Source organism: Bradyrhizobium australiense (assembly GCF_013114825.1).
Lineage (GTDB): Bacteria > Pseudomonadota > Alphaproteobacteria > Rhizobiales > Xanthobacteraceae > Bradyrhizobium > Bradyrhizobium australiense.
Genome location: NZ_JAAVLX010000007.1, coordinates 657,389 through 683,893, shown reverse-complemented (window position 1 = coordinate 683,893; position 26,505 = coordinate 657,389). Strand labels below are relative to the sequence as shown.

The following is a 26,505-nucleotide window of genomic DNA, read 5'->3' as shown; positions in this document are numbered from 1 at the left end:
CTCAACGTCATTGCGAGCGAAGCGAAGCAATCCATGCCGCGGCATGACGGATAGATGGATTGCTTCGTCGCTTCTGCTCCTCGCAATGACGGAGGACATGGCGCCAATCAATTCGCCCGCATCTCCGCTCTAATCATATCGGCGGCCTTTTCCCCGATCATGATGGCCGGCGCGTTGGTGTTGCCGCCGATCAGCGTCGGCATGATCGAGGCATCGACCACACGCAATCCATCGAGGCCGTACACCTTCAGCTTCGGATCGACCACGGCGAGCGGATTGTTGACGCCCATCTTGGCAGTGCCGACCGGGTGATAGACGGTGTCGACGCGGGCGCACAGGAGGTCGCGGATGTCATCATCGCTATGCACGCCTTCCATGAACATCTCCTTCTTCTGCAACGCCCGTCGGCGAACGACCAGCCGGTATTGCCGAGCGAGGCCCATTGATCGTAGTCGGCGCGGTGGCTGCGGGTATAGACCATCGCGTTGATTGCCGACGAGCCGCCGAGCCCCTTTCCGCGCGGCTGATAGCCGATGCGGCCGTTGAGGCCTTTTTTGCGGCACGGGCTGAAAGCCCAGTGTTGACGTTGCCGGCGACCATCAGCACGAGTGCGAACGGCGTCGTGACCACCCAATTGTCGTTCCTGCCGCGGGCATCGAGTAGCGCCACTGACGTGTTCGGATCCTCCGATAGCCGTCCCGCCACCGTGCAACCGCCGGAGCCGCCGCCCACCACGACGAAATCGAAGATATTGGTCACGCCCCATCCCCCCGAATTTTTTGTTCTGGCGACCTGACGGGCCGCGCCTTGGGGCGCAAAACTCCGCTTTTGCGGCGTTTATGGCAAGAGTGGTTCCGGAAGCCGGTTTTGAGGCTCCAACCCCTCGTTTTTGCTGTCATAAAATCTGCAAAAGCTCCTTCTTGCCCCTTTCCAAAGCAGGGCGACGTTGATACATACCCCTCGCACCCGATGGCCTTGCCCGGGTCGCCTTCTCAGGAAGCCTCCGGACGGGATCGATCGGCGCAAACACGCGTTGGCCGGCTTTCACGTCGGGTCCGGTTTTTTAAAGGCAATGCAACGGTTTAACGCGGGGTGGAGCAGCCCGGTAGCTCGTCAGGCTCATAACCTGAAGGTCGCAAGTTCAAATCTTGCCCCCGCAACCAATGATACCGACACTCCCGTAGCTGATGCTGCGGGAGTTTTCGTTTGGTGGACTTTCCATGGTCCCGGCGGGCCATCCCAAGATCGTGCCCAATTCGCCGTACCAGCGTCGCGTGCCGGCCGGTTGAGCGCTTCGGTCAGAGGTTTGCGATACAGCTTTTCAAGATGCTTACCGACTGGCGCAAATACCTGCATCGGCGGGCCGTGCCGCCACGCCGGACTCGTGCGCTTGATGAATCGGGTCCGACGATCTGCTGGACGACTGGAGGGGTGCTGGCCCTGCGGCCGATCTGACTCCCTCCGGCAGATCGGGGCATCATTGGTGCTCGCGAGGAACTCGCCTAGCGCGCCGGCGGGACCATTTCCCGTGGTCGAACGTTAGTGTCTTGAGAGAACGGCCACTGGCAACGCCGTTTCGCGGGGCGACGCACGACCAACTGGAGACGATCATGCCAGAGCGAAAAACAGTGCAGAAGGCCAAGCGGGACAAACGCGCGGGCAAATCGCCAACTACCCAGGCGGGCGAGTTTGTGCATGAGGAGATTCGCAAAGTCCGCCGCGGCCAACATGGAGCGAGATCGCCACAGCAGGCGATTGCAATCGGCCTGTCCAAGGCACGGCGTGCTGGCGTTCCCCTCCGTCCGCCAGCAAAAGGCAAGGCCAAGGCAACGACCCGCAGAAGCGCCGAATACGCCTATGAGGCGGGCCAGGGCAAGCGAAAGACCCGACGCCAGCCGCGCGTTTCACGTGCTGTATCGCAGACCCTCAAGCGTGAACCACGTGGCACGGCGTCGCGTGCAGCACTGTCGAAACAAGCACGAAGCGCCGCCTCGCGTCGCTCCGCCTCGGCCCGCTCAGCGGCGGCTCGCAAGGCCGCAAAGACCAAAGGCCCGGCGCGGCGCTCTGCGGCAGCCAAAAAGGCAGCCCGGACCAGAGCGCGTCGTCGGCGATAGCGCGGCAAGTTCGAGCTCGCGGCGGACATCGTTCGCTTCGGTGCCTTGCAGTCAAATTCGCAATCGCCGCGGCTCTTCCTGAAGGCCGCAACCTTGCGCCGCAGATCAATTTTACAGCTGCCACAATGCCGAGAAGAACACGGTCACGGAAAAGCAAAATCGTCGGCACCCGCCTGCCGAGGCAGCCTCAGCATGCACAGAGGAATTATGAGCGCTACGTCGAGTTGGCTCGCGCCGAAGCGCTGAAGGGCGATCTGATCGCAGCGGAAAATTATCTTCAGCACGCCGAGCACTATTTGCGGTCGATGCACGATGAGGCGCACGGCGGGCGGCTGTCGCCGCCGCCGGCAATTCGGCCCAAGCAGCGGCTGAGACACAGCGGATGATGAAGCAATCGTTCTCCAATCGCGAACCTTAGGACGGAAACCTCGTTGCGGACGACGTGTCGATTTAGCGCCAGCGGTTGGCGCCGCGCGCGCCGGTGCGGCGAGCAATGAATTCCTTCATCAATGGCAGAAAGAACGCCTTGCTCTGGGCGGGAAATTCGTGGGCTGGTTCGGCAAGGCATTGAGCACGGATTGAGCGGCGAAGTTCCCGCGCCGGAACTTGCCAGGACAATCGTTCAGCGCTGTGAAGCTCGCTGAAAAAATCGACGGCTCCTGCGTAGAAACACCAAGTGATCTTAAGCTGAACGTAAATTCCTCGCGCTATCCGTCGCACATTGGTGGGACGCAGGCGTGGCAAGCATTTTCGAGGTTCAGGGTTTTGGCGCATTGTCCGAATGGAATGGGCAATTCTCGAGCGCCTCGGCCAAGCAGGCATTTCAAAAGATTGCGTCGCTCGGATCGAATTCGATCGAGCTCACGGCCAGGATCTGGACACAGACCGGAACGTCCAATTCGGTCTTTGCCGAACCAACCAAGACCGAAAGCGACGCCAGCCTGCTGACAGGCTTTCAGGCCGCGCATGACGCCGGCCTGTCGGTGCTGTTCAAGGCCTCGCTCTCGACCTTGAACGGAACCAGGGTATCGAGCCTGGCGCCGGCGGATGTCGCGGGCTTCTTCGCGTCCTACAAGGCTGAGATCGTGCATCTCGCTGGCGTCGCGCAGGCCGGCGGCGTGGAGATGTTCGCGATCGGCAACGAGATGAACAGCCTGTCCGGCGCGCAGTATCGCGGCTACTGGATCGATCTCATTGCGGCGGTCCGCGAGGTCTATCATGGCGAACTGACCTATGCAGCGGCGACCGATGAAGCTTCCCATGTCAGCTTCTGGGATCAGCTCGACACGATCGGCGTCAACACCTATCCGCCATTGACGGCCAGCACTGCGCCGACCGTGCAGGATCTGGTCGACGCCTGGACTGCCGTTCCGGTCAATGCCTATTACGCAGCGGCGTTCGACTACAAATCGCCGGTCGACTTTCTCCATTCGCTCGCGACCAAATACGACAAGCCGTTACTGATGACGGAGGTCGGCTATCGCAGCATCGATGGCACCGCCATTTCTCCGGGATCGTGGACCAGCAATGGCACGCCTGACCTGCTGGAGCAGGCGGACGCCTTCAACGCTCTCTTCCAGGTCTGGACGGCGCATGGCGGCGGCTGGTTCAAGGGAGTCGAGCTCTGGCAATGGGATCTCAACAACCAGTATTCCAGCACGGGCTATTCCGTGATGGGAAAGCCGGCCGAGGCGATCGTCTCGCAGTATTTTCATGGCGACGGAGCCGTGCCCGATCTTGCTACAAGAGGATCGGCCGTCGCCGACCTCATCGACCTCGGCCGGGGTGATGACACGATCAATGCCGGGCTGGGCGATGACATCATTCACGGCGGTGCCGGTGCGGACATCATTGTCGGCGGTCCCGCGACCAGCGGCAAACTGGCGGTAACGACAATTACCCTCGTTGGCTACGGCTCGGTGGTCGGCGGTGTCGGCGCCCAAGCCCAAATCAAGTTCGACGGTCAGCCGGTATCCGGATTGATGGAGTTCAAGCCGGCCGCGGACCCATCTGAATACCAGACCTTCACGATAAGCTTCGTCGATTTCGGTGCAATTGCCTCCATCGACATCAACCTGGCGAACGCCACACCAGGGCGGGCGCTGCATATCAAGGATTTCCTGATCAACGGCGTCGCGCTGACGCCGGCTGATGCCGCCAATGCAAGCTCGCCGGGCACGTTCGATCTCTACGTCCACAATCTCCATGTCGATATGGCCAGCCACCAGGATTGGCTTTCCGGCGCGGCGACGGACAACGACGTGATTGATGGCGGCGCAGGCAATGATCTCTTCACGGGCGGCGCCGGTGACGACACCATCGAGGGTGGAGAAGGCATCGATACGGCAAAATTTTCCGGCAACGCACGCGACTACGACATCTCGGTCGTCGACGGCCAACTGGTGGTGAACGACCGCATCGCGGGCCGCGACGGCACCGATCATCTCACACATCTTGAATTCCTGCAGTTCGCCGACGACGTGATCGACACCAGCGGGCTGTTCGCCAGCATGGCGCGGAGCTCCGGCAGCATGCTGAAAATGCTGGCGACAGACGGCAACTCCGCCTCTTCGCCACCGGTCGACGGCGATGATGCGGTCGAAAGTGTCCGCCCTCATGCCGCGCGTCATCTGCTGGACTTTGTGCAGCACTTCGCCGGCAGCTTCCGCGATCAGTTCATCCTCGACGCATCGCATTCTCAATTGGAATTCGAGGGGACCGCACGGAGGGCCGCGACAGCCTTCGACAATCATGACGGCGGGCGAGGCGTGAAGGCCCATCCGGCTGGTGTCACTCTGACCTCGACTGCTGCCGGCGACATCCCAAGCAGTGTAGGCCATGGTACGTTCGTTTTCAGCGAGACCGTCAGACACCATGAGGTAAGCGCCTTCAAGGCGGAGGGGCCGATCGGTCGCGAGGTCGTCCAGATCGAATCCACGATTGCCGCCGACGTCGCGCATCTCTCCGGCTTCGGTGCTGTCATCGATCCCGGTCATGACCCATCCGTCACGCTCGCCGGCGCGGCGTTTCTGATGGCGGATCATCTGCTCTTCGCCTGATCGGGCGGATGCGCTGGGTTCAGGCCTGTTCCGGGCCGATCGTTACGACCATGACACCGTCGATCTTGACCAGAAATGTCATTGTGGGCTGATCGGATGCCGGGGCCCGATCGACCGCATGGCGGAACGCTGCGATCTCCTCTTGCGCTGCCGCCCGGAGGCTGAGCGTTGAACTTGGCGTGCAGACCGGGACACCGTCCGAGGTAAGTGCGGCCAGATCGGTTAGCAGGTCGGCATCGCGGCAGATTTCCTGCGCGTCCGCAAGGCTGGTCGCTTCGAACGCCAGCGTCGGCCGCCGATCGATGTCGAGGACGAAAACCTGAAGCGAACCGGATCCCTCCGGTCGCTGCGATGGTTCGCGGGCAGACACGCAGAAGAACTCCTCGATCCATCAGATGACAAGCCGGCCCAGTAGATCAAGGTTCCTCTGGGGGCGGGAATTGTCAAATCTCCAATCGATCGCCTCGTCAATGCCGGGTTACGTCGGCTGAGGCCGATGTCGCCAAAACAGCGGGTTACGCGGAACGAGCCGGCTGGAAGGTATTTCGATAAATCCTAAAATTTGCTCGAAACGGCAGGGCGGGTTCGTGCGTTGCGTTTCCGCAAGCCCAACGGTGGCATCTGGCTGCAGCTTCCCGCGACATCCAAATTGCAACCATCCGAGTTGTTCCCGGTCCACGCGTTGTTGCGCTGTCATCGCATTCGAAATAGCCTCGATTGCGAGCCACAAGCGGGGCAGGGCAGAAGAAATGACATATGAGGTCCTTCTTTGCAGCTTTCTGCCGTCGACCATTCGTTAGCGAATACGGAACCCGCGCACTGGAAAAAGCGTCTTCGCTGTCCCCGCTGTTCGTCGTCGCTGCGGAACGTGTGGTCACAGCCGTCTTGTTCGAACCGTGCCTGTGATTATAGCAGGGCCGGGTTTCCGATGATCGGCGCCCAGCCGGTTTTGATCGACTTTGCAGCCAGCATTTTCGATCGAAAAATGTATGGCGCCGAGAACGGCTCGGCGCTGCAGCGGGACGTCAGCCGACGTTCCATCGGATCGCGTCTGCATCGCTTTACCTTCGGGGGCAATCCGGTCGCGGTCGCCAACAGCATGAAATTTATCGATCTGTTGAAGCGGGAGTCGAAGCGGCCTGCCGTGCTCGTAGTCGGAGGCGGGACCATCGGTTTGGGCGCCGACGAGCTCTATCGCGACGATTCCATCGAACTCGTCGGCACCGACGTCTATGCATCGCCGCACACGGTGCTGGTCGCCGATGCCCACAGATTGCCCTTCGAAGACGGCGTGTTCGATGGCGTCTGGGTGCAGGCGGTGCTGGAACACGTGCTGGAGCCGACAACCGTCGTTGCCGAACTGCATCGGGTGCTCCGGCTGGAGGGCGTGGTCTACGCGGAGACGCCGTTCATGCAGCAGGTCCACGAGCGGGCCTATGACTTCTCGCGTTTCACGCAGAGCGGTCACCGCTGGCTGTTCAGGCGATTTTCCGAAATCAGCGCCGGACCGGTCGGCGGCGCCGGCGTGGCGCTGGAATGGTCGATCCGCTATTTCGCGCGTGCGCTCGGCGCGGGCAACAAGCTGTCGCGCCTGATCGTGCTGCCGTTCTTCTGGATCAGATATCTCGATGCGTTCGGCCGCGGCCGAGCCGCAGCGGACGCCGCCAGCGGCTTCTTCTTTCTCGGGCGACGGGCCGAACAGGCGATGGATCCGCACGCCATGCCGGACTATTACAACCGGCAGAAGTGAGTTTCGACGGATGGCGCGCGATTCTACAAAACGCCTTTAATCTTTTTGCACGGCGTCGACGAGGTCGATGACATTCGTGCGACGTCGGTTACGGAGCGCATGGACGGCTGTTCCTTGCGGGTGATGAAGCGCAGCACGCCGCGAGGATAGGCGTCGCAGAACTGCGCCAGCGTGGCGGCGGTCGCCGAAACGCTGTCCTGCTTGGGGATCACCGCGATGCCGCCGTCCCGCAGGATGTACGCATCCTTCACATTGGGCATGGCAGCGGTTGCGAGGCAGATCTTGAACAGGTCGTTATAGGCCTGGGGCGTCAGGGACAGGTCGCCGGGCGTTCCCAGGAGGAACTCGCGGCTCTTGCGGCAGTTCTCGTTATCCGCTCGCGCTGCGCCGGTCGCGAGCGTCAGCAGTATCGCGGTCGCGACCGCGAGCTTCATGCCGTTATTCCCAGAGCGCGATCCGCGGAGGCCCGCTTGCCCGCATAGGAAAGGCCATACGTTGTCGCCGCGCATCGTTCCCACGAAAGGGCGCGGGCATGGGCCGAGGCGCCTGCTGCGAGAATCGCTCGCAAGCCCCGATCTGAAGTCAGCTCCGCAATCGCCTGCGATATGCTTTCCGCGGACGGCGGCACGAGAATTCCGGTCTCGTCGGCGAGCACGGCGTCAGGCACGCCGCCGACTTCGGTCGCAACGCTCGGCAGGCCGGCGGCTCCGGCTTCGAGATAGACCAACCCAAATCCCTCCACCCGGCCGGTCGTGTCGGGGAGACCCGTCAAGCAAAAGAAATCCGATGCCGCATAGAGATCGCGGATGTCTTCGTTCGATTGCGGGCCGAGGAAACGAATGTCGCATTCCGCATGGCGGGCATCCCGCCGCAAATCGCTGACATAATCGGCTTCGCCGTCCGGTCCGATCACGAGCCACGTGATGCGATCGCGCAGATCGTCAGGAAGCTGTGATAGCGCAGCAAGCGTCAGATGATGCCCCTTGCGGCGCGTGATCCGCGCCACCGTGATCATCACCAGCCGGTTTTCCGGCAGACGATGGGCCAGGCGAATCTCCCGGCGCGTCCGTCGCCCGCCGAACCAGAATTCCGATACGCCGAGATTGATTGCGCTGATCCGGCGCGGGTCGACGGCAAACCGTTCGCGGAACAGCGTCTCGGTAAAGCGGCTGTTGGCGACGACCTCGGTCCGCGGCCCGAACACCCCGGCGCCACGGATCGCCATGCGCTTCAGCGGCGTCTGCGTTTCATTGATCTCGGTACCATGCACCGTCATCAAGACCCGCGCCGGCGTTCGCCATCTCGAAAGCGCGACCGGAATGAAGAACGGCCAATCGGCGGCATGAATCACGTCGTATTGATGGCCGCCGACGTTGCGGCGTGCCAGCATGATCTTGCGCGGCATGTCGCGCATCGAGTGGAGACCGCCGCTGTAGCGAACCACCTCGAAGGGCAGGGTGCGGTCGTCGTCCGCAGTCTGCCGCGCGTAATCGGGCGCGACCACCGTGACCTTCGCGCCGAGCCGGCTGGCGGCCGCCGCGATTTCGCGGGCGTAGGTCCCAATCCCGCCCATCGCGGGGGCGAACTCGCTGGTCAACAAAAGAATGTTCAACCCGGCGCCCTCAGTAGGTGGGCGCCGCGGCGGCAAGTCCGCGGGCATCCTGAATTTCATGATGATAGCGGAAGACCCGCGCGAGCTGGGTGCCTGGCGTGAACGCCTTGATGGAGTCGGCGATTTGCACCGGATTGATCGTGCCCGCTTCGATGGCATTCCTGATGTCGACGAACCGCTGCACCAGCGCGTCCACCACGTCGTCGCGACTGCCGCTCCGCGGCACCAGATAGCCACTGACGCCGGAGTGGATCACGGATTCGAGTTGCGGCAGGTGCATGGCGACGACAGGACGGCCCACCGCCAGGGTCTCAAGCACGCAACGTGGCATGCCTTCGAATTCAGAGGTCAGGATGCCGGCATGGGCACTTGCCAGCGTCTCCGCCATGCCGGCGGCGTCCTTGAAGCCGTGGCGGACAGTGATGTCTTCGATAGCCGCGAATTCCTCGAAGCGATGCGGGTCGCTGGTGCCGATATAGTGAAACCGCACACCGCCGTTCAAACGCTGCCGCAAGCGGTCGATCGTGCGAAACATCAGCGGCGGATCCTTGAATTCGTCGAGCCTGCCAGCGAACACGATCTGGAACGGCGACGATTTCAGCGGCCAGAGTTGCGGCTTGAAGATGTCCGTGTTGACCCACGTCCAGAGCGTGTCGATCTTGTCCTTGCGGCGCGGATAAGTTCGCTGCAATCGCTCGGTGATGAACGGGTTGACGCAGAGAAATTTCTCGCTCATGGCCACGGCAAACCGCTCGCCGGTGTTGTGAACGAAGGCGTATTTCCGGAGCAGCGAATCCATCTGCAATTTCGGCGCGCCCTCGCCGTGAAGCATCTGCACGAACGGAAGCCGCAGGATCGCCGGCAGCCAGGAAAATTCCACCCGCCGCAGATCGACCGAGCATCGTCTGGCGCGGATCAGCCTTGCGATCGGGCCGAAGTGGCGGAGCAGTGCCATGAAGAATTGTCCGGTCAGAGACGTGCGGATGCTGCGAGCCGCTTCGCGCGCCTGCTGGTCCGAGTAGTGCAGGATCGGCAGGAAGTCGAAGCCGCGGCCTCGGAACGTCATCCGATGAAGCCGGCCGAGCTCCAGCTCGCCCGTCGAGTCGACGCCAATGAAGAGGATATCGGTGTCAACAGGATGAAAGGTAATGAAGTCGCGAATGTATGTTTCGAGGCCGCCGACCTTTTGGCCGCGCGGATCGAACGGGTGAATCAGGCAGATCTGGTAACGTGGCTTGATCCGGTTGGCATTTCGCGCCCGTAGCGCCAAGGTCAATGTTGAAGTCATGCCGCTTTCCTCATGCGTGCCTGGACGATTTGCGGAATGGTTCGCGCAACAAGACGCGGAACAACTTTCATGCATTTGATATAGCGAGGGCCGAGCCGGCGCGGCTCGCGCAGCATGCGCCACGCCCATTCCAGCCCGGTTCTGCGCGCGATGGAGGGCGCGCGGTTCTGTGTGCCGGCAATGAAATCGAGTGCGGCCCCGATGCACAACACGCCGGTTCCATTCAGCTCGTCGAGGCATCGCGCCGCGAACAGCTCCTGTCGTGGCGCGCCGAGCGCGACGAAGCATAGTCTTGCGCCCGAGGCGCGAATGCGCTCGATCGCAGCATCGGCTTCGCTGGAATAGGGATCGAACCCCGGTCCCGGCGCGAAGCATCCCGCGATTTGCAATCCCTGGAATCGTTCTGACAAACGGCGCGCCGTCACGTTCAACGTGAGATCGTTTGCGCCCAGCAGAAAGACCGGGAGTCCTTTCTTGCGGGCTTCCGCGCAAACCGGTTCGACAAGATCGGCACCGGTCGTGCGCTCGATTCGTGTACCCATGAGGCGGCTCAGCACGACGATCGGGAACCCGTCGGCGGTGACAAATCGGGCACGGCGATAGGCCGCGCGAAAGTTGGCGTGGTGTTGAAGCTGGACAACGTGATCTAGATTGAGCGTGCAGACACTGAAGTTGTCGCCATCTTGCGCGGCTGACACGATCGACGACACAGCCTCCGGAAGCGAGGGAACATTGATCGTTATCCCATCGACAGTGAGATTGGGCTGCAACTGCGCTGGTGGTTCCAACATGTCGACTCCTGCTGATGATGTAATCGAGGGACGCATTCGTGGGGGACCATCGACAGGCGCGTTGCTTCGCGATGGGAACTGCGTGTCGAAAATTTTCTTGACCGACATTCGTCACGAAATCGAACTAATGCGACGCAACGATGGCGATGCCGCGCTACGAATGACGAGACGTCGCGGCGAATCATTCACATCATGGAGATCAGCTATGCAGGAGTGGTCGAGGCGAGATGCGCTCGCTCTCATCGCAGGAGCAAGTGTTGTTTCGTGCGAGAAGGAAGTGTTCGCCGCGCAGCCTGCGCAAAGTCTCGGCACCATTGCGGCTCGTAACGGGATCGTGTTCGGCGCGGCTGCAGGCCCGGTGATCGAGAAGGATCTTGCGTATCGCGAGCTGTATCAGACGCAGGCGCGCATCGTCACAACAGACGTTGCGATGAAGATGGGAACCATTGCACCGCAGCCGGGGCCGAAGCGGTTCGAGAGCGCAGATCGTCTGCTGCAATTCTGTGCAAGCCACAACATTCCAATGCGCGGTCATTGCCTGATCTGGAACGAATGGGTTCCGCAATGGATCAAGAGCATGAGCGGCGCCGAGCGTGAGAGATTTTTCGATTCCTATATCGAGGAAGTTGCTGCCCGCTATGTAGGCAAGCTGCATTCATGGGATGTCGTCAACGAACCGTTCTGGCCGGGGCACAAGGCGCCGGGAGGTTACAGGCTCGGTCCGTGGTACGACACGTTCGGCACCGGCTACGTGCGTCGCGCCTTCGAGCGCGTGGCGATGGTCGACCGAAAGACAAAACTGGTTCTCAACGAGGCGCAGAGCGAGCGCGACGACGACGTGGGCCTCACTGTTCGCCGCGGCCTGCTGCAGTTGGTCGACGAATTGAAGCAGGCCGGAGTGCCGCTGCATGCCGTCGGATTGCAAAGTCACCTGCAGCCTCGCTACCCGCACGACCCCGGGCGCTTTGCCGAATTCCTTCACGCGCTTGCCGGACGTGGTGTCGAGATCTATCTGACCGAGTTCGACGTGCGCGACGATACCTTTCCGGACGATATCGCAGCGCGCGATGCCATGATCGCCGACACGGCCGAGAAGTACCTGAACAACGTGCTGCGCGTTCCTGCCGTCAAGGTGGTGATCGCGTGGGAACTTGCCGATAATTACTCGTTCTACACCGATGCGGCGAAGAAGAAGGATCCCCTCGCGCAACGGCTGCCTCGGCCGCTTCCGTTCGATTCGTCGATGCAGAAGAAGCCGCTCTGGTTCGCGATGGCACGCGCGTTCGAGAATGCCAGGAAGTCGTAGGCGCTGATCGCGTCGAATGCGCTCACGCCCCTGAATGCTGGGGGCGTGGCCGCAGCATACGCACCAGCGACGGTGCATAGAGCAGGGCAAGCGCTGCGAAATAGGTGGCGGAGCCTGCCGCAATGTGCGCCGCCAGAACCGGCATCGTTCGGGCCTCCGGGAATATCCGCAGCAGGGCCGCCATGGCGATGGTGGCCACTACGATGCGTACGAGATGGCCGACCGGAAGGCGCAGGCCAAACCGTGTAAACCCGATTGAAAAACTGACGATGGCGGCAGCCAGTGCGGCCAGCACCGTGGCGCCGGCGACGCCGGGCAGTCCCCATCGCGGCAGGAACAAGGCACTCAACGCCACGGTCATCGACGCGTCGATTGCGGCAATCGCCATCATCCAGCGCGTACGGTTTTGCAGGAGAAAGACCTGGTCGCCGAAATGGGCGCGCAGGTTGCGGATTGCGCCGGCGAGCGTGGAGAGCGGCAGGATCGCGAGCGTCACCGCCTGGAATGGCGCCGCGATCAGGAGATGGACGATCTCTGTTCTCAGCATGATGATGCCGGCGAGGCTCGGCGCCAGGATTGCCACAAGGAGGGCGCTGTTGTTGGCGAGCTGGCGCATCCCGGCCTGATCGCCGTGCTGCTCCATGCTTTTCACTGCCAGCGGGAACGCCGCTGCCGTCACCAGCATGGCCGCAACTGCCGCGGCCCGCTGGCCGAGGCCGTAGCCGACGGCGAACAGTCCGGCGGCGGCCACGCCGGACATTTCGTTGACAATGAAGCGCGACGCATTGAGGCCGACCCAGCCAAGCGCGCCGCCGACAATCAGTGGAAGGCCGTAGCGCAGGGCGTGAACCACGATCTCCCGGTCGATTGGCCACAGTCGGTGGCTCCAGCCGATCCAGGGCAGGACGATGACCGCGGCCGCCAGTTGCGCGGCGGCGTAACCTGCAAGTGGCCAATCTGGCGATTGGCCAAGCAGTTTGATCAACACTAGGCCCAAGACGAATCCGACGGATGGCCCAAACACCTGCTGGATCGTGTAGACCCGGATCTGCTGCCGCGCGCGGGCGCGTTCGCCGATGTAGAGGTTGAGCGATCGGGTTATCACATAGGCGACGGTGGCCAGCAGAAGTCCCGTTCCGGCGCCGGGCGCGATGACGAGATGCAGAATTCCGACGACGGCGGCGCTTTGCAACGCAAGGGACGCCAGCAAGACCGCGTTTTCGGTACGATAGAAGCGAGGCGCGTCGTTGACGTCCTGGTAACGTCCGAGAAAACGCAAGGCAAATTGCGACCACCAGGCGAGGAAGCCGATCTGCAGCAATTCGTGGGTGGCCGTAATCAGCGTGATGACGCCAAGCGTGTGCTCGTCAACAACATGCGTCCATACGATCATCGCCAGAAGCTGGAACAGCGGTCCGACGAACTGCGCGGGCAGATAGAGCAGGGTGTGCTTCAGGAGCATGGTCTACGCTCCCAGCCAGCGGCAGATTCGGGGCGAGGCGAATTGCCGGACGGCCAGCAGTGCGGCCGTGCTGATGAGGGCGGTCAGGCCGCAGGAAATAGCGAAATTGGCGACGCCGCCGAGTTGGCGCAGCCCGGTATGATCGCGCAGCGCCATGACGATGAAGATGTGCCAGAGATAGATGAAGTAGCTGCCCGAGCCAATCCACCCGAGTAGCGGCGATCTCGGCTGGATCGCGAACACTGCAGCGCAAAACAGAGCTGCATAGAGGAGAAAGGCGGTCGAGTCGTAAGTAGCGGCGTCGCCAAGATTGAAAATGCGTACGGCTGCGTAGAACAAATAGGCGGCCAGCATGGCACCAAGGAGCGCGCGACGCATATCCTGTTCGAGCAGGTCTTTGAATATTGCGGTCAGCGCGCCGAGCGCGACGAACGAGAACCAGAACGGAATGTCGCGCATGCGGATTTCGTCGAGCAGTGCGTCCGACGCTCCGACCCTGGACATGGCCGGGTCGAGATAACTGCCGGCAAGCAAACCGCAGCCGATCGAGAGCAGCAGCACAGTGGCGATCCGTTGTCTTGAAGCCGGCTGGCCATCACCGCCGGCCGCAAAGACGAGCCACAGACCGAGCGTGCAGCAGACATAGACGAAAACGTAGTAGTAGACGAACACATATCCCAGTCCGAACCGGGCGAGCGTCGTGCCGATACGATGATCCATCGCCGGATTATGCACGGCCATGTAGCTGTAGGCGGCGGCGAACGCGATCGCGTAAGGAATCAAGGCCGCTTTCAGCCGCTTTGCGAGCGGCACGCGGCCGGAGAGTGCCGTGAGATACCCGGAGGCGAACAGGAACACCGGCACACAGGGCCGCAGTGCCGCGTCGAGTGATTTTACCCAGATGGCATCGAGCGGCTGCGGCAACGAATGGATGCCGATCACCATCAGAATGGCGATGCCGCGCATGGTGTCGAGGACGCCGTCGCGGGCTTGGGCCGGCGAATGCGCGACGCTCAGGGATGGCGGGTTTGCTGATACGCGTTCGACGACGGTCATCATGCGCTCTCCTGCTGCGAGACCGCAGGAGGCGGCCCGCGCCTGATAGCGCGGCGGTCGTAAGCCTCGGTCAGATACCGCCGCAGCGGCGTTTCGAACGTACGCAGCGAGACGACGCTCGCGAATGCAAGAATGAGTAGCGCCATCGGCGCCAGAAGCAGCCTTTCATGCGACGACAAGGAAAGCAGGCGCGATCCGAGGGTGATGACGACGGTCGCAACCGGGATGTGCAGCATGTAACAGGAATAGGTCAGCGGCGACCAGCGATCGAAGCCGAACCGCGACAGCAGCGTGTTGCGGCCGGCGCTGTCCGCCTGAATGGCGAGGATTGCGATGGCGTAGATCGCAAGCAGTGCCGTCATCGTCGGCAGCAGGGAGCCGAACACGATAAACGCCGTCAGCGCTGCCGCCAGCGCGCCGGGAATCTTGGGCCACTGTGCGATCCGGCCGCGAAACAGATAGCAGGCCATGCCAAGGTTGAAGGCGGGCAGCGCCCGGAAGGCGCCGCCCTGGTTGATCCAGTCGGCCCACGGCGCCGTTCCGGCGGCCGATGCCCAAAGCGAATTGGCGATCGCGGCAAGGACCACGAGCGCAACGACCGCCTCTTTGCGGCGTTGCGCGATCAGCGCGACGAGCGGAAAAAGCAGATAGCAGAACATCTCCGCCGAGAGAGACCAGCTCGGGAAGTTGAACGTCAGGCGCTCGCCGACAAATGCGTGAAGCAGCAGGAATTGCGCGGGCAGATCGGAGAGCGGGTAACGCGCCGGATTGTCCGTTCGGGCGGCGCCGAAATGGAGCGCGCCGGCAAGCGCCACATAGAAGGCAAGCGTGGCGAGATGCAGCGGATAGATGCGAGCGAGGCGACGCCAGAGAAAGCGGCCGATCGATGCGGCGTCGTCGAGGCGGCCGAAATATTGACGCGCGATGACAAAGCCGGAGACCACAAAGAACAGGTCCACGAACAGATTGAAATGCCAGGTGTGCGCGACCATGAACCGGCCGACAGGCAGGTCCTTGAAGTAATCCGAATAATGAAGGATCACCACGGCGCCGGCCGCAATGATCCGCAATCCATCCTGATGCCTTGTGGCGCTGGTGTCATGCAAGGCGGCGGTACTCCGGACTTGCGCTTCCCTCGAGGTGAGCAAGGCGGGCGATCAGGCTGATGACATTTTCGCGGTCGCCGCGGGCCAGATCGTTCCAGCGCGCCAGATTCCGTACTGCCTGCGCCACGTACCGGGCGCGCCAATCCTCGTTCGAGAGCGCAGCCGCGATCCTCGCGGCCGCCGAAGCGGGATCTGCGGTACCGATGAAGATGCCGGACTCGCCGAGCACCTCGCGGAAGATGGAGGCATCGGGGGCGACGATCGGCAGGCCGGCGTATTGCGCCTCCAGCAGCGGCAATCCCAGGCCTTCGTCATGGGAGGTGCAGATGAACAGATCGGCGGCGTCAAGCAACTGATTGACGCGGTCGGCCGACTGATATCCGTACAGCGTAACGCCCGGCTGCTTCTCGAGGGCTTGCCAGTCGTTGCCCCACCCCGGCCTCCCGACGATATCCAGCGTCGCTTCCGGAAATCCCTGCATGCGCAACGCGCCGAGAATTTTCGCCGCCGCTGCAAAATTCTTGCGCGGTTCGACCGTGCCCAGCGCGATCAGCCGAAGCGGCCGGGGCTGCGCGCTCCGTTCGCCGCGCTGTCCGGGGTCGAGGCCGAACACGTTGCGCACCGCGGGCCGATAGAGCGTCACCTCGGCATCGGACCGGCAATGCGCGGCAAGCTTGCGCCTGGTATCGCCGGAATTGGCCAGAAAGCGCGGGTAGTGGCGCAACGCGAGCTTGAAGGGGCCGGCCATGTAAAGCCGCGCCCGCATATTGAGCTCAGCGCGCCGCGTGATCAGGAAATCATCATGGATATAGGGCAGCACCCGCGAGGCAAACGGCCGCAGCAACGGACTCGGCGGAAAGCCGGGACATAGCAGGATGGAAGACGAAGCGGCGAGCCGCATCGGCAAACCCAGGGTTTGCGTCGTCAGCATTTGGCGAAGACCCCGCGCCGTCACCGGCACGATGTCGAGCGGCGCAAGCGCTGCAGCGGAGAACAGCTCCAGCGTGATGCGTTCCAGACCGGTGACGTGGCGTCCGAGGTGGGTGTTGTCGACGTAGATGGCCATACGAAAGGGCATCCTAAAGTTATGCCGGAACGGACCGGTAGGTGACAGGCGTGCGGACTTGCGGGGACGCGGCAACGCGCCGCTGCTCGCGCGGCAGCAGGACCGAAATGAGGATCACGAACTGCGCGAGCTGAATGTTCTTCGACGAGAAGCTCACTGAACTCGCCGCGATGACGACGATCAGCAGCACGATCGCCCATACCGCAGCGCTCGAACGGCGCAGTAATTCGACGAAGAAGCAGACCAGCCCGACCGTCAGCAGGACGGTATGGATGAGGCCGAACTGCACGATGGAGGAGATCCAGAAGTTCTCGATGCCGTAATTGAGGCCGAGCTGCGACTGCAGCGCATTCACCCGGACCGGATTGGGGCCGAGGATCAGTTCGTTCCAATCGAAATGCGAGAGCAGGCTGAAGGTGGCGAAGCGTGCCAGCGTGCTGCCCTTGTCGGAAGAGAAGCGCAGCAGCATCTTGTCGAAAATGCCGAGGTCGAATGCGGCGAAGATGATGGCGCCGGCGGCAAACAGCACGCAGATGGCGAGAATGGCCGCGGGAAGCGGCGTTCGCTTTCCGCGCATCAGGCGGATCGCTTCAAAGCCCCCGACCAGCCCGATCATCGCCAGCACCGTGACCAGCGACGTCCGGCCGCCAAAGGCCATCAGCGATGCCAGGCAGAATGCGATCAGCGGCAGCCGTATCAGGAGCGGCGGGCAGATTGCCGGACGGAGCACCAGCGCGAGCACGTAGGCGCCGACGATGCCGGATGCCGTGAGCGGGTGACCCAGCAGCGCCGCGGAGCGCCATTCTCCCACCACCACGACATCGCCGAGCGTCAGCGGGATCAGCCGATGCCCCGAGAAATACTCATAGTATCCGAGCACGACGTTCAGCAGGATCGTCAGGTGAATGGCCCAGACCAGCGGTCGCTTTTGCGCAGCCGACAACTGCCACATCACCAGCGCGATCAGGATCGGCAGCAGAAACGTGTCAATGATGACCGTGAACGGGCGTTCGAGCACGATCACCTGGACCAGCAGAAACAGCCAGCAAAGCAGATAGGCCAGCAGCAATTTGGATTCGGAAAACATCCGGTTGATCTCGCCGACCGGGCCGCGGCTACGCATTAGTAGAAGAGAGAATGCCAGCAATGTGAAATAGGTCGTCGGGTGCAGCTTTTCGTAAAAGTTTCCGCCCGCCGTCAAATAGTGGATCTTCCAGTTGGTCAGGACGGAGGACGAGAGCGTGAATGTTGCCATGACGGCCAGCAGCATCAAGCCGGTCGCGATCCGTTCGATGAAGGCGTCGGCATTCGCGATGCGCCTGTGCGCATGGGAAGCCGGCCGTGATGGGGCAAGGGGGCGGCGATGCACCCGTGCGATACTGGCCGATCCGTTCAACGGTCCGCGCGCTCTCACCGCGCGGCTCCGGCATTCAGGCCCGCGGTGCCATACGGCTTCAGGTAAGCCGAACTGCGGTAATAGTCATAGAACTGCAGGCGGCTGAGATCGACGCGGGTCAGCACCGTTCCCATGATCCGGTCGCTGACGGGGTACAGCAGGTCCATGGCATGGGACAGTACTTCGCCGGGCGTCTGGTCCCAGGCCAGCGCCAGAATGATGCGGTCGGCCAGTTCGGCGAGCGCGCGGCCATCGACCAAGGGCACCAGCGGCGGTGAGTCGATCACGATCAATTCGTAGCGGTGACGGAAGTGATCGAGAACGTCGACGATGCGGTCGGAGAACATCAGCTCCGTGATGTATTCGACCTGCTTGATCCTGGTCGACGGCAGAATGGAAAGCCCCGTGCTTTGATCGACGAGAATGGCGCGCTCCGGGGCGGCGTGTCCGATCGCGACTTCCAGCAGTCCGGCGTCGGCGCGCGGACACAGTGAGCGGGTCACTTGTGGATTGCGGAGGTCGCCATCGATGAGCAGCGTTCGGATGCCGAGGGTTGCCAGCGACTGCGCCAGGTTGATGGCAAGCGTGGTTTTGCCCTCGCTGTCGAGTGCCGAGGTGACCTGCACGACCTTCACCGGCTGCGACCGCATCGTCCGTTGCAGCGACAGGCGGACCGCGCGGATGGCCTCCGCGAAGAACGTGCCGGGCTCGTCGATCGCGTAGCGCGTCAAGGGCGGCTGCAGCGCCGGCGGCAGCAGTTTCGTGGTCTTCGGATCGTAACTGTCGAGTTCGCTGCGTCCGCGCCGGGCGAGCCGGGCCAACTCTCGCGCACCGATCAGCGGAACCGCGGCAAGGGCCGGCACGCCCGCAATGGCTTCGGCCTGTTCGAGCGTCTTGATGCGGCCGTCGAGATAATCGGCGAGGAAAGCCAGCACGCTGCCCGCCCCGAGCCCGAGCATCACGGCAAGGCCCAGGATCAACATCGTCTTCGGCGATGACGGCCTGATCGGAATGCTGGCCTTGGTCACAATTCGAGAGTCGGGCATCTCCAGGCTCTCTTGCGCCGTCGTTTCCTTGGAACGTGCGAGATAGGACTCATACTGCGTGCGGTTGGCCTCGGCCTCGCGTTGCAGTTCGCGTAAGCGCACCTGAGCCTGGCCCGATGAAGTGGACACACCCTGGAGCTGGTCGAGGCTCTGCTGCAGTGACGCTTCGCGCGAACGCGCCACGTCATAGTCGTGCTTCGTGCTCTCCAGTATGCGGCGGATTTCCTCGTTGATGAGCTTTTGCGTGTCGCGCCGCTGGGCGCGGACATTCGCGACGAGGGGATGACGCGCGCCATATTTGCTCGATAGGTCGGCCTCGTTCTTGGCGATGTCGGCGTACTGGGTGCGCAGCTTGGTGATCATTTCCGAGGAAATGGCCGCGTTGATGCCGCCGGGATCACCACCGGATTTTGCGATGTCCTGAACCTGCTCGTATTTTGCTCGCGCCTCCGCCGTTTGCGCGCGCCCGGCGATCAGCTTGCTGTTGAGGTCGGTGATCTGCTGGTCGTTGAGCGTTACGCCCTGCGAAACCGTCAGGTTGTTGGCCGAACGAAAATCCTCGACCGCCTTCTCGGATGCAACGACTCGCGACTTCAACTCGTCGATCTGACCGTTGAGCCAGTTCGCCGCAATGCGCGTGGCATCGTATTTGGCGCGAACCTGTTCGTCGAAATACGCGTCCGCAACCGCGTTTGCGATGGTTGCGGCCTTCTGCGGCGATTCCGAGCTGACGGCGATGTCGACCAGGAAGGTGGTGCCCTGCCTCGTCACCTTCATCCGCTTCTGAAGGATCTCGACCGATCGCGCTCTCGCGGCGTCTTCGGGGCTTGCACCGTCACTCGGTCCGCTGCTGCTGAACAGCCGCTTGATCGGATCGAGGAGGCCGGGTTTGGGCGTGAATTCCGTATCTTCCGTCAGCTTCAACTTGCCGACGACGCGCATCAATATTGCCACCGACTGGATCAGCAGCGTCTGGCTTTCGATGGTGGCGTCGTCCGTGCCAAAATTCGACAGCACGGACTGGTTGGTCTCGACGACATTGGCGCGGCGCGGATCGACCAGCACGGTCGATGTTGCCGTATATAAAGTGGTCGCGAGCATCAGGTAGGTCAGCGCCAGCCCGAGCAGGACGGCGACCGGCAGTACCACCAGCCTGTAGCGACGGCGCAGAATGCGGCCCATCTCGCGCAGATCGACGCTCGGATACTGCCAGCCTTCTGCTTGGCGAACCGGAGGCTCGTCGGGGACCACATAGGGCAGGTCAGAATTGCGCTGTAACATTCATTCCTACCAGGTGTTTGTCGAAGGTGAAGACGGGAATGTCGCTGTCGCGCTTGGTGTAGCGGTAGTAGGCGGAAACGGCGCCGAAGCGGTTGACGAGATATTTGACGCGCGTGTCGGACGTCAGCACGTGGTCCTTGCGGATCTGGCCGAAGAACCGGTCGTTCTCGTAGCCGCCTGCGAGTGACAAGATGACGTTGCGCCGCAGTTCGTAGTCGAGGCCGAGTTGAACCGCGTTCGCAAGCACGCCGGTGGCACTGGTATCGGTGGTCTGCGTCACGAGCTGTTCGGCATTGAAATGCACGTCGAGCAGGCGGGTGGGCCGCCACGTCAGCCGCGCGCGATAGGAAGGGCCCTCGATCATGCCGATCGAGGGATCGTCGAAACGCTGCTGGACGTAACCGGCGCCGAATTCGCCGGTGATAAGGTTGCTCAGCCCGACAGTGATTCCGGACAGCGCGCGATAGCCTTGCGAGTCCAGGGTGTGGCCCGGCGTTCCCTTGATGTCGCGCTGATTGCCTTCGACGCCGCCGAACCAGCCGAGCGTGGAAGAGATCGCGTAGTCGATCCGGCTGTGGAGTGCATAGATCTGCCCGTCGCGGGCATCCTGGTTGATGACGCTGCCGTCCTGTGCGCGCGTCGATTGGTAGTCGTAGGAATCGGTGCGGAAGCCGACCGACGTCGTCAGCCGGTTGAACTCCCTGCGCAGCGTGACGTCGCCGGACATCAGGTTGTACGGCGTTGGCGAGATGGCATTGCTGGGCGAACTGAGCGTGCCGACGCCTTCGTTCAGATGCGCGATCTGAAAGCTGCCCAGCAGCATGGTGTCTTTCGTAATGTCGATCCAGCCGTTGCCCTTCAGGCTGGCATTGGTCTGGTTCAGGCTTGAATTCTGGTTATAGACGGTCTGCTGCGCATCCAGCTTCAGATCAACACCGTGCCTTCCCCATAGCGAGTGCGCGCGCAGGGTCGGCTCAATCACCGCCGCGATGTCGGAACGCTGGGTGGTGTTCGAGGCAAAGACGTTGCTGTCATAAAAAGTGCCGGCGGTCAGCGACGGGTTGAACATCCAGGAGCCGGCGCGAATACCGACGGGTTCATAGCCAGGCTGCTGTCGCTTTTTCACCGGCATGTCCTCGGGCGGTATCTCTTCGCGGTTGTCCGGATCGGTCCTGTCCGGCAGCGATGAAGGTTCAAAGATTTTCTGCGCGTTCCAGGGTGAAGCGAACTCTCCGTTGGTCCACGGAATGGCTTGCGCATTCGCGGACGATCCGAGACCGAGCAGGATGGCCGCCGCCGGCGCGGGCAACAGGTTGAAGCGGCATCGGCCGGGCGCGCCTATGGAGCGGGATCGCTCTCCGCTTCCTTCAGACGAATTCAGCGATGCAGACTCGAATCCCATCACCCATCCCTTGCGGGAACGCGAAGGCGGCGAACACTTATCGGGCGAAGCCCATCGCTCAAATAATGATCGTCGACTGCGCATAAGAACGGCAGGCCTCATACTCGGTACGCGGGCGCAAGGTTTTTGAGTTGTGAGATTGAAGTGATGCGCTCGCTTGCAACGCGCCTCGCCGAAAAAAGTTTTCCTCGCGTCGCAAAATATTTCGCATGTGCAAAATGCGAACTGTGACAACAGCGCAACACACGCGCCATCATCCGCTCATGAGCGGCATGCACCCCATCTGCAATTCCGAGACGCTAGAAGTAGCGTTCCGGAATCCGAATGTTGTCGCCGGGGTAGACCGGAACGGGAGCATCGAGAGGATAGGTCTCTTCCGCACCGGCACCTGCACGGCGGAGAAAGACCTTGTTCTCGTTGGCACGATACGTGAAGCCGCCCGCGCTTGCGATCGCATCCATCACCGTCAATCCATTGCGGTATGGATATTCGCCGCTCTTCTTCACTTCGCCGAGAATGTAATACGGGCGATACTGCGCGATCTCGACGTTAACACGCGGATCGCGCACGATTCCCTTTGCAAGCGCGGATGCGATCGCTTTTTCAAGCTGCCGCGTCGTCGCGCCCGCAGCCTTGATGTGGCCGGCGAGCGGAATCGAAACTTGACCGCCATTGTCGATTTCATACTCGCCGGTAATGTCGGGTTCGCCGTAGACCTTCAGCCTGATTCGATCGTTCGGGCCGAGAATGTAGCGCTCCGCAGACGATGCCGACGGCGGCGTCTGCGCGGAAGCGCGAATCGAAAATCCGGCACTGATGCCGGCTATTACAAGGACGAAGAGAAGAGAGGGAAGCGTCGGGCCGGCGCTGGACGACCGTTGCTGCATAGCTGCATCTCCATGAATGCACGTAACAGCCGCGGATCATATGGAAGTAAAAACGGCGAAAGAATGTGATGACGAAGTTCCATGTGCCCAATATGCGCGCATGCGTTAACGAGTCGTTGCACGCGAGTCACAGGACATGCGAGTCACAGGAAGAGAATCGTCGATCCTTCGATGGCAATGCAGGTCAGCGTTCCCGTCCGCCACGCAGCAGTATCGATGTTGATTCGGTTGTGTCGGATATCCGAATGCGCAACGGGCGTGTGACCGTGCACGACAAATCGTCCGTGGTTCCGCGTGGAGTTGAGGAATGCATCGCGAATCCAGATCAGATCGTTGGCATCCTGATGCTCGATCGGGACATCCGGACGAATGCCGGCGTGCACGAACAGGAAGTCGCCGCAACTGAACTGAGTGCGCAAACATTGCATGAACAGTTCGTGAGTACGCGGAAACGCGTCGAGAAAGCGGCGATGCAGATCGTTTGCCGTCTCGGTTCCGTTGTGCAGTTCGACTCCATACGATGCAAGCGTCTGCATGCCGCCCAATTGCAGCCAGTATTGCAGGATGGCGGGATCCTGAAGGAAGCCTTCCATCACGGCTTCGTGGTTGCCGCGCAGACACACTGCGCGATTGGCAACGAGTCTGACCGTGAGCAGATCGATCACTGTCTTGGAGTGCGGTCCGCGATCAACGTAGTCGCCGAGATAGATTTCGATAGCGTGGGCGATCGGCCTGCGCCGAATATCGTCGTCAATGCGTGCAATGATCTCGCTCAGCAGGTCGGCCCGGCCGTGGATGTCGCCGACCGCATAGATGCGTGTATCGGCAGGCGCTGAAGCGTTAACGGAGCGCGAAGATGCCGCGGGCGATCGGTGCATGATATAAGATGTCGATCATGGAACCGCGCGGCGGTCAATCCATGACGCAACGGGCCAAGATGCAGCCACTAGTAGACGACTAGTAAAGGAGCAGACGGATCAGGATCCCGATCGCAATCCACGCGATCGCATTCGCGATGATGATGCGGTTCCTCAACCTGCGATCGGGCGACAATGTATCGTGCGGCACCAACGCACGGCTTTCCAGACGTTCGGCCATCATGAGCGCCTCCTGGAAGCGTTCCGCTAAGTGGACGGCTCGCGAATCGCTGCCGTCTCTATTTTCGTCCGAAGCGTTGCGACCGTCGCACCAGCCCGTGTGTCTCAATCACTGTCATTCGTCGGGCTATAGCGGATCGCTTGGCTTTCGATAGCAACCTCGTTCAGAACAACGGCGTGACGGCCATTTGTTGCCCGTGCAGCGACGCTGCATGCGTCGAGAATCGGACGATGGAATTTGTTCCGCGATTTTCCATTATGCATAGCAGCGTCGAGTCACGCGCAGCCCATTAACCAGGCAAGTCGAGGCTAAGCATCTCCGAACAAACCGGAATATCGCGCCGCACAAATCTCGTTAACGATTCAGTTCCGTCGTAGTGCGGCACAGTTTCGCAATCGCGCCAAATTTCGCTCAAAATTCTGGAAAGTGTTAGCGACTGCGAAGTGCGGACGCTCGCTGCTGCGAAAGCGTCACGCTCGTTGTCGAGCAACTCGAATGCTTGATCACAATCCGGTTCCCGCAGAGAGGAGAGTCATGGCCTCCATCGTGACAGCCAACTTCGATCGGAACAACGTTGCTCCGATTCGGAGGGAGCGAACTGAGATATCAGTCCGTCCTGTCGAATTTGCCGGCGGCGGTACGCACAGCGCGTATCGGGCCCGCCGGCGGTCGCGACGAAGGGCGCGAAACGAACCGTCCGCATCGATCGCAAAGCGCATCTTTGACGTCATGGCGGCCAGCTGCGCGTTGCTGTTCTTCACGCCTCTCCTGATCGTGATTGCAATCGCGATAAAGGCGACGTCGCCCGGCCCGGTGCTGTTCTTTCAATACCGCTACGGCTACCGAAATCGCCGCTTCAAGATTTACAAGTTCCGCACCATGCGCGCGGATGCAGGCGATGTGCGTGGCGTAAGGCAGACAATCCAGGGCGACGCGCGCGTGACGTCGGTCGGAAGAATTCTGCGCAAGACCAGCCTCGACGAAATTCCGCAACTGATCAATGTGATCAAGGGCGACATGTCGCTGGTCGGGCCCCGGCCGCATGTGCCGGGAATGTTGGCAGCGGATCTGCCTTACGAAGACCTCGTGCCATATTATTTTCAGCGGCATACGGCGCGGCCGGGCATTACCGGGCTCGCGCAAGTCAGCGGCTGCAGGGGGAGCACGGCCGAGTTCGGTCCCGCCGTTTCGCGGATCGATTACGATCTCGATTACATCGAGAAGTGGTCGCTGCGGATGGACATCATGATCATCATCCGCACGATCCGCAAAGAATTCCTGTCGGGAAGCGGATTCTGACCGACTCAACGTCGCAACATCCAAGGACATGCAATGTCGATGATCGAGCCGCGCGGCCGTATCGTACCCGTTCTCCTGTCCGGCGGCGCCGGCTCGCGGCTGTGGCCGCTTTCCCGCGAAACCTACCCCAAACAATTGCTCTCGCTGCTCGGCGAGAACACCTTGCTGCAGCAAACGGCGCTGCGGGTCGGCGATCGCTCGCTGTTCACCGATCCGATGGTGATCGCAAACGCCGAGCATCGCTTTGCGATCGGCGAGCAGTTGCGCGCGGTCGGCGTCAACAGTCCGCACATCGTGCTCGAGCCGTTCGGAAGAAACACAGCTCCCGCAATTGCGGTTGCGGCGCTGCTCGCCAGCGAAGCCGATCCCGATGCCGTGATGCTGGCAATGCCGGTCGATCACTGGGTGCGCGACCACGCCGCATTTCGTGCCGCCATATCGACGGGCATCACGGCCGCGCGCTACGGCCGATTCGTCCTGTTCGGCGTGCGGCCTTCGTCGGCAGCGACCGGATTCGGCTATATCCGGATGGGCGATGAGCTGGATGCCGCTTCTCCCATTCGCAACGTTGCCAGCTTCGTCGAGAAGCCGGACCTGGTGACGGTCGAGCGCCTTTTGGCCTGCGACGAGCATGTCTGGAACAGCGGGATATTTCTGCTGCCGGCGCGCCAGTTAATTGATGAATTAGCACACCGCGCGCCGGAGGTGCTCGCCGCCTGTCGCAAGGCGCTGATGGGCGCAACCCGCGATCTCGATTTTCTTCGCCTCGAGGAAGGCGCGTTCGAAACATGCCCATCGATCTCGATGGACTACGCGATCATGGAGAAGACCGACAATGCGGTGGTCGTTCCCGCCACGTTCGACTGGAGCGATGTCGGGAGCTGGTCGGCCTTGTGGTCGATGGCGGAGAAGGATTCGTCGGGCAATGTCGTGATTGGCGATGCGGTAGTGGAAGACGCTTCGGGTTGCTACGTGCGGGGCGACGGGCAACTGGTCGCGGCGCTCGGGGTCGAGGACCTCGTCATCGCTACGTCGCCGGATGTCGTGCTGGTGACCAGCCGCAAGCGCGACCAGGATGTCGGAAAACTGGTCGAGCGCCTGAAGGCAAACGGCCATCGCTCCGCGACCCAGACCCACAGCGTCCATCGTCCCTGGGGCTATTATCAGTCGATCCATGCCGGGGAGCGGTTCCAGGTCAAGCGCATCACCGTTAATCCCGGCGCCAAGCTATCTTTGCAAAAGCATTATCATCGCGCTGAACATTGGGTCGTGGTGAACGGCACCGCGATAGTCACGCGCGATGACGAGGAAATCCTGCTGCGAGAGAACGAGTCGATTTTCGTCCCCTTGGGATGCATGCATCGTTTGGAGAATCCCGGAAAGGTTCCTCTTAACCTGATCGAGGTCCAGTCGGGAACGTATCTCGGGGAAGACGATATCGTTCGTGTGCAGGATATCTATGACCGCGTTTGAGGCGCGGCCGGAT

Annotated in this window: 24 protein-coding genes, 1 tRNA gene and 1 pseudogene; 8 read left to right on the top strand and 18 right to left on the bottom strand. The window is 61.7% G+C overall.

The window, feature by feature from the left end:
- Positions 1-107: 107 nt before the first annotated feature.
- Complete coding sequence (locus HCN58_RS37500; RefSeq protein ID WP_376701204.1) at positions 108-443, bottom strand: GMC oxidoreductase; 336 nt, start codon at positions 441-443, stop codon at positions 108-110.
- Between the two features lie 20 nt (positions 444-463).
- Positions 464-634, bottom strand: a pseudogene (locus HCN58_RS37495) (GMC family oxidoreductase N-terminal domain-containing protein); the annotation flags it as partial.
- Here HCN58_RS37495 and HCN58_RS37490 point away from each other — a divergent pair.
- From HCN58_RS37490 to HCN58_RS36815, 3 genes are all read left to right on the top strand, one after another.
- Positions 578-796, top strand: a complete 219-nt coding sequence (locus HCN58_RS37490; protein WP_376701212.1) for a hypothetical protein — start codon at positions 578-580, stop codon at positions 794-796. The pseudogene HCN58_RS37495 and the gene HCN58_RS37490 sit on opposite strands and share 57 nt — an antisense overlap.
- A gap of 290 nt (positions 797-1,086) precedes the next feature.
- Positions 1,087-1,163 (top strand) — tRNA-Met (locus HCN58_RS23830).
- Between the two features lie 1,076 nt (positions 1,164-2,239).
- On the top strand, positions 2,240-2,500 hold the full coding sequence (locus HCN58_RS36815) for a DUF4167 domain-containing protein (protein ID WP_171581793.1): 261 nt from the start codon (positions 2,240-2,242) through the stop codon (positions 2,498-2,500).
- A 64-nt stretch (positions 2,501-2,564) separates the two neighbouring features.
- Here the strand turns inward: HCN58_RS36815 and HCN58_RS23820 are convergent, their stop codons facing one another.
- Positions 2,565-2,858 carry a hypothetical protein gene (locus HCN58_RS23820; RefSeq protein WP_171581792.1) on the bottom strand — a complete coding sequence of 98 codons (294 nt, stop codon included), beginning with the start codon at positions 2,856-2,858 and terminating at the stop codon, positions 2,565-2,567.
- Between HCN58_RS23820 and HCN58_RS37175 the strand changes: the two genes are divergently transcribed.
- Positions 2,852-5,173 (top strand): glycoside hydrolase family 113, encoded by a 2,322-nt coding sequence (locus HCN58_RS37175; protein ID WP_171581791.1) that lies wholly within the window; start codon positions 2,852-2,854, stop codon positions 5,171-5,173. The two genes, HCN58_RS23820 and HCN58_RS37175, sit on opposite strands and share 7 nt — an antisense overlap.
- Positions 5,174-5,192: 19 nt before the next feature.
- On the opposite strand, the gene HCN58_RS23810 is transcribed toward HCN58_RS37175, so the two are convergent.
- Positions 5,193-5,543 carry a hypothetical protein gene (locus tag HCN58_RS23810; protein ID WP_171581790.1) on the bottom strand — a complete coding sequence of 117 codons (351 nt, stop codon included), beginning with the start codon at positions 5,541-5,543 and terminating at the stop codon, positions 5,193-5,195.
- A 558-nt stretch (positions 5,544-6,101) separates the two neighbouring features.
- Between HCN58_RS23810 and HCN58_RS23805 the strand changes: the two genes are divergently transcribed.
- Positions 6,102-6,923, top strand: coding sequence for a class I SAM-dependent methyltransferase (locus HCN58_RS23805; RefSeq protein ID WP_171581789.1), 822 nt, complete (start codon positions 6,102-6,104; stop codon positions 6,921-6,923).
- Between the two features lie 23 nt (positions 6,924-6,946).
- On the opposite strand, the gene HCN58_RS23800 is transcribed toward HCN58_RS23805, so the two are convergent.
- From HCN58_RS23800 to HCN58_RS23785, 4 genes are read right to left on the bottom strand one after another with little or no spacing between them, the layout of a single operon-like run.
- Positions 6,947-7,357 carry a hypothetical protein gene (locus tag HCN58_RS23800; RefSeq protein WP_171581788.1) on the bottom strand — a complete coding sequence of 137 codons (411 nt, stop codon included), beginning with the start codon at positions 7,355-7,357 and terminating at the stop codon, positions 6,947-6,949.
- Positions 7,354-8,535 carry a glycosyltransferase family 4 protein gene (locus tag HCN58_RS23795; RefSeq protein WP_171581787.1) on the bottom strand — a complete coding sequence of 394 codons (1,182 nt, stop codon included), beginning with the start codon at positions 8,533-8,535 and terminating at the stop codon, positions 7,354-7,356. The genes HCN58_RS23800 and HCN58_RS23795 overlap by 4 nt, the downstream gene beginning before the upstream one ends.
- Positions 8,536-8,545: 10 nt before the next feature.
- Positions 8,546-9,823: a glycosyltransferase gene (locus HCN58_RS23790; protein ID WP_171581786.1), complete on the bottom strand. Its 1,278-nt coding sequence runs from the start codon at positions 9,821-9,823 to the stop codon at positions 8,546-8,548.
- Entirely contained in the window at positions 9,820-10,722 is a 903-nt protein-coding gene (locus HCN58_RS23785) for a WecB/TagA/CpsF family glycosyltransferase (RefSeq protein WP_235983803.1), read from the bottom strand. The genes HCN58_RS23790 and HCN58_RS23785 overlap by 4 nt, the downstream gene beginning before the upstream one ends.
- 169 nt (positions 10,723-10,891) lie before the next feature.
- On the opposite strand from HCN58_RS23785, the gene HCN58_RS23780 reads away from it, so the two are divergent.
- Complete coding sequence (locus HCN58_RS23780; protein ID WP_311966856.1) at positions 10,892-11,920, top strand: endo-1,4-beta-xylanase; 1,029 nt, start codon at positions 10,892-10,894, stop codon at positions 11,918-11,920.
- A 22-nt stretch (positions 11,921-11,942) separates the two neighbouring features.
- Here HCN58_RS23780 and HCN58_RS23775 read toward each other — a convergent pair whose 3' ends face one another.
- The 10 genes from HCN58_RS23775 to HCN58_RS23730 all read right to left on the bottom strand — a co-directional run bounded on the left by HCN58_RS23775 (position 11,943) and on the right by HCN58_RS23730 (position 23,723).
- On the bottom strand, positions 11,943-13,382 hold the full coding sequence (locus HCN58_RS23775) for a lipopolysaccharide biosynthesis protein (RefSeq protein WP_171581784.1): 1,440 nt from the start codon (positions 13,380-13,382) through the stop codon (positions 11,943-11,945).
- Positions 13,383-13,385: 3 nt separating this feature from the next.
- Positions 13,386-14,438 (bottom strand): acyltransferase family protein, encoded by a 1,053-nt coding sequence (locus tag HCN58_RS23770; protein ID WP_235983801.1) that lies wholly within the window; start codon positions 14,436-14,438, stop codon positions 13,386-13,388.
- Positions 14,438-15,544 (bottom strand): acyltransferase family protein, encoded by a 1,107-nt coding sequence (locus HCN58_RS23765; protein WP_171581783.1) that lies wholly within the window; start codon positions 15,542-15,544, stop codon positions 14,438-14,440. The genes HCN58_RS23770 and HCN58_RS23765 overlap by 1 nt, the downstream gene beginning before the upstream one ends.
- The gene (locus HCN58_RS23760) at positions 15,537-16,610 is read right to left on the bottom strand and encodes a glycosyltransferase (protein ID WP_171581782.1); all 1,074 of its coding nucleotides are present in this window, start codon (positions 16,608-16,610) and stop codon (positions 15,537-15,539) included. Before HCN58_RS23760 ends, HCN58_RS23765 begins: the two co-directional genes overlap by 8 nt.
- Before the next feature lie 19 nt (positions 16,611-16,629).
- On the bottom strand, positions 16,630-18,024 hold the full coding sequence (locus HCN58_RS23755; protein WP_311966855.1) for a VpsF family polysaccharide biosynthesis protein: 1,395 nt from the start codon (positions 18,022-18,024) through the stop codon (positions 16,630-16,632).
- Entirely contained in the window at positions 18,021-20,333 is a 2,313-nt protein-coding gene (locus HCN58_RS23750; RefSeq protein ID WP_171581781.1) for an AAA family ATPase, read from the bottom strand. The genes HCN58_RS23755 and HCN58_RS23750 overlap by 4 nt, the downstream gene beginning before the upstream one ends.
- On the bottom strand, positions 20,314-21,735 hold the full coding sequence (locus tag HCN58_RS23745; RefSeq protein ID WP_171581780.1) for an outer membrane beta-barrel protein: 1,422 nt from the start codon (positions 21,733-21,735) through the stop codon (positions 20,314-20,316). The genes HCN58_RS23750 and HCN58_RS23745 overlap by 20 nt, the downstream gene beginning before the upstream one ends.
- Before the next feature lie 299 nt (positions 21,736-22,034).
- Positions 22,035-22,622: a polysaccharide biosynthesis/export family protein gene (locus tag HCN58_RS23740; protein WP_171581779.1), complete on the bottom strand. Its 588-nt coding sequence runs from the start codon at positions 22,620-22,622 to the stop codon at positions 22,035-22,037.
- Between the two features lie 143 nt (positions 22,623-22,765).
- Positions 22,766-23,500 carry a metallophosphoesterase family protein gene (locus HCN58_RS23735; RefSeq protein ID WP_171581778.1) on the bottom strand — a complete coding sequence of 245 codons (735 nt, stop codon included), beginning with the start codon at positions 23,498-23,500 and terminating at the stop codon, positions 22,766-22,768.
- 79 nt (positions 23,501-23,579) lie between these two features.
- Positions 23,580-23,723 (bottom strand): hypothetical protein, encoded by a 144-nt coding sequence (locus HCN58_RS23730; protein ID WP_171581777.1) that lies wholly within the window; start codon positions 23,721-23,723, stop codon positions 23,580-23,582.
- 600 nt (positions 23,724-24,323) lie between these two features.
- Here HCN58_RS23730 and HCN58_RS23725 point away from each other — a divergent pair.
- Positions 24,324-25,019 carry a sugar transferase gene (locus HCN58_RS23725; protein WP_376701211.1) on the top strand — a complete coding sequence of 232 codons (696 nt, stop codon included), beginning with the start codon at positions 24,324-24,326 and terminating at the stop codon, positions 25,017-25,019.
- Between the two features lie 39 nt (positions 25,020-25,058).
- On the top strand, positions 25,059-26,492 hold the full coding sequence (locus tag HCN58_RS23720; protein ID WP_171581861.1) for a mannose-1-phosphate guanylyltransferase/mannose-6-phosphate isomerase: 1,434 nt from the start codon (positions 25,059-25,061) through the stop codon (positions 26,490-26,492).
- Positions 26,493-26,505: the final 13 nt, after the last annotated feature.

What these genes read in the sequence shown, in the direction of transcription:
- HCN58_RS23750 (WP_171581781.1), bottom strand. Translation starts at nt 20,333, where the DNA reads ATGTTACAGCGCAATTCTGACCTGCCCTATGTGGTCCCCGACGAGCCT.
- HCN58_RS23730 (WP_171581777.1), bottom strand. Translation starts at nt 23,723, where the DNA reads ATGATGGCCGAACGTCTGGAAAGCCGTGCGTTGGTGCCGCACGATACA.
- HCN58_RS37500 (WP_376701204.1), bottom strand. Translation starts at nt 443, where the DNA reads ATGGGCCTCGCTCGGCAATACCGGCTGGTCGTTCGCCGACGGGCGTTG.
- HCN58_RS23745 (WP_171581780.1), bottom strand. Translation starts at nt 21,735, where the DNA reads ATGGGATTCGAGTCTGCATCGCTGAATTCGTCTGAAGGAAGCGGAGAG.
- HCN58_RS23720 (WP_171581861.1), top strand. Translation starts at nt 25,059, where the DNA reads ATGATCGAGCCGCGCGGCCGTATCGTACCCGTTCTCCTGTCCGGCGGC.
- HCN58_RS23775 (WP_171581784.1), bottom strand. Translation starts at nt 13,382, where the DNA reads ATGCTCCTGAAGCACACCCTGCTCTATCTGCCCGCGCAGTTCGTCGGA.
- HCN58_RS23735 (WP_171581778.1), bottom strand. Translation starts at nt 23,500, where the DNA reads ATGCACCGATCGCCCGCGGCATCTTCGCGCTCCGTTAACGCTTCAGCG.
- HCN58_RS23790 (WP_171581786.1), bottom strand. Translation starts at nt 9,823, where the DNA reads ATGACTTCAACATTGACCTTGGCGCTACGGGCGCGAAATGCCAACCGG.
- HCN58_RS23785 (WP_235983803.1), bottom strand. Translation starts at nt 10,722, where the DNA reads ATGTCGGTCAAGAAAATTTTCGACACGCAGTTCCCATCGCGAAGCAAC.
- HCN58_RS23805 (WP_171581789.1), top strand. Translation starts at nt 6,102, where the DNA reads ATGATCGGCGCCCAGCCGGTTTTGATCGACTTTGCAGCCAGCATTTTC.
- HCN58_RS36815 (WP_171581793.1), top strand. Translation starts at nt 2,240, where the DNA reads ATGCCGAGAAGAACACGGTCACGGAAAAGCAAAATCGTCGGCACCCGC.
- HCN58_RS23760 (WP_171581782.1), bottom strand. Translation starts at nt 16,610, where the DNA reads ATGGCCATCTACGTCGACAACACCCACCTCGGACGCCACGTCACCGGT.
- HCN58_RS23740 (WP_171581779.1), bottom strand. Translation starts at nt 22,622, where the DNA reads ATGCAGCAACGGTCGTCCAGCGCCGGCCCGACGCTTCCCTCTCTTCTC.
- HCN58_RS23770 (WP_235983801.1), bottom strand. Translation starts at nt 14,438, where the DNA reads ATGACCGTCGTCGAACGCGTATCAGCAAACCCGCCATCCCTGAGCGTC.
- HCN58_RS23800 (WP_171581788.1), bottom strand. Translation starts at nt 7,357, where the DNA reads ATGAAGCTCGCGGTCGCGACCGCGATACTGCTGACGCTCGCGACCGGC.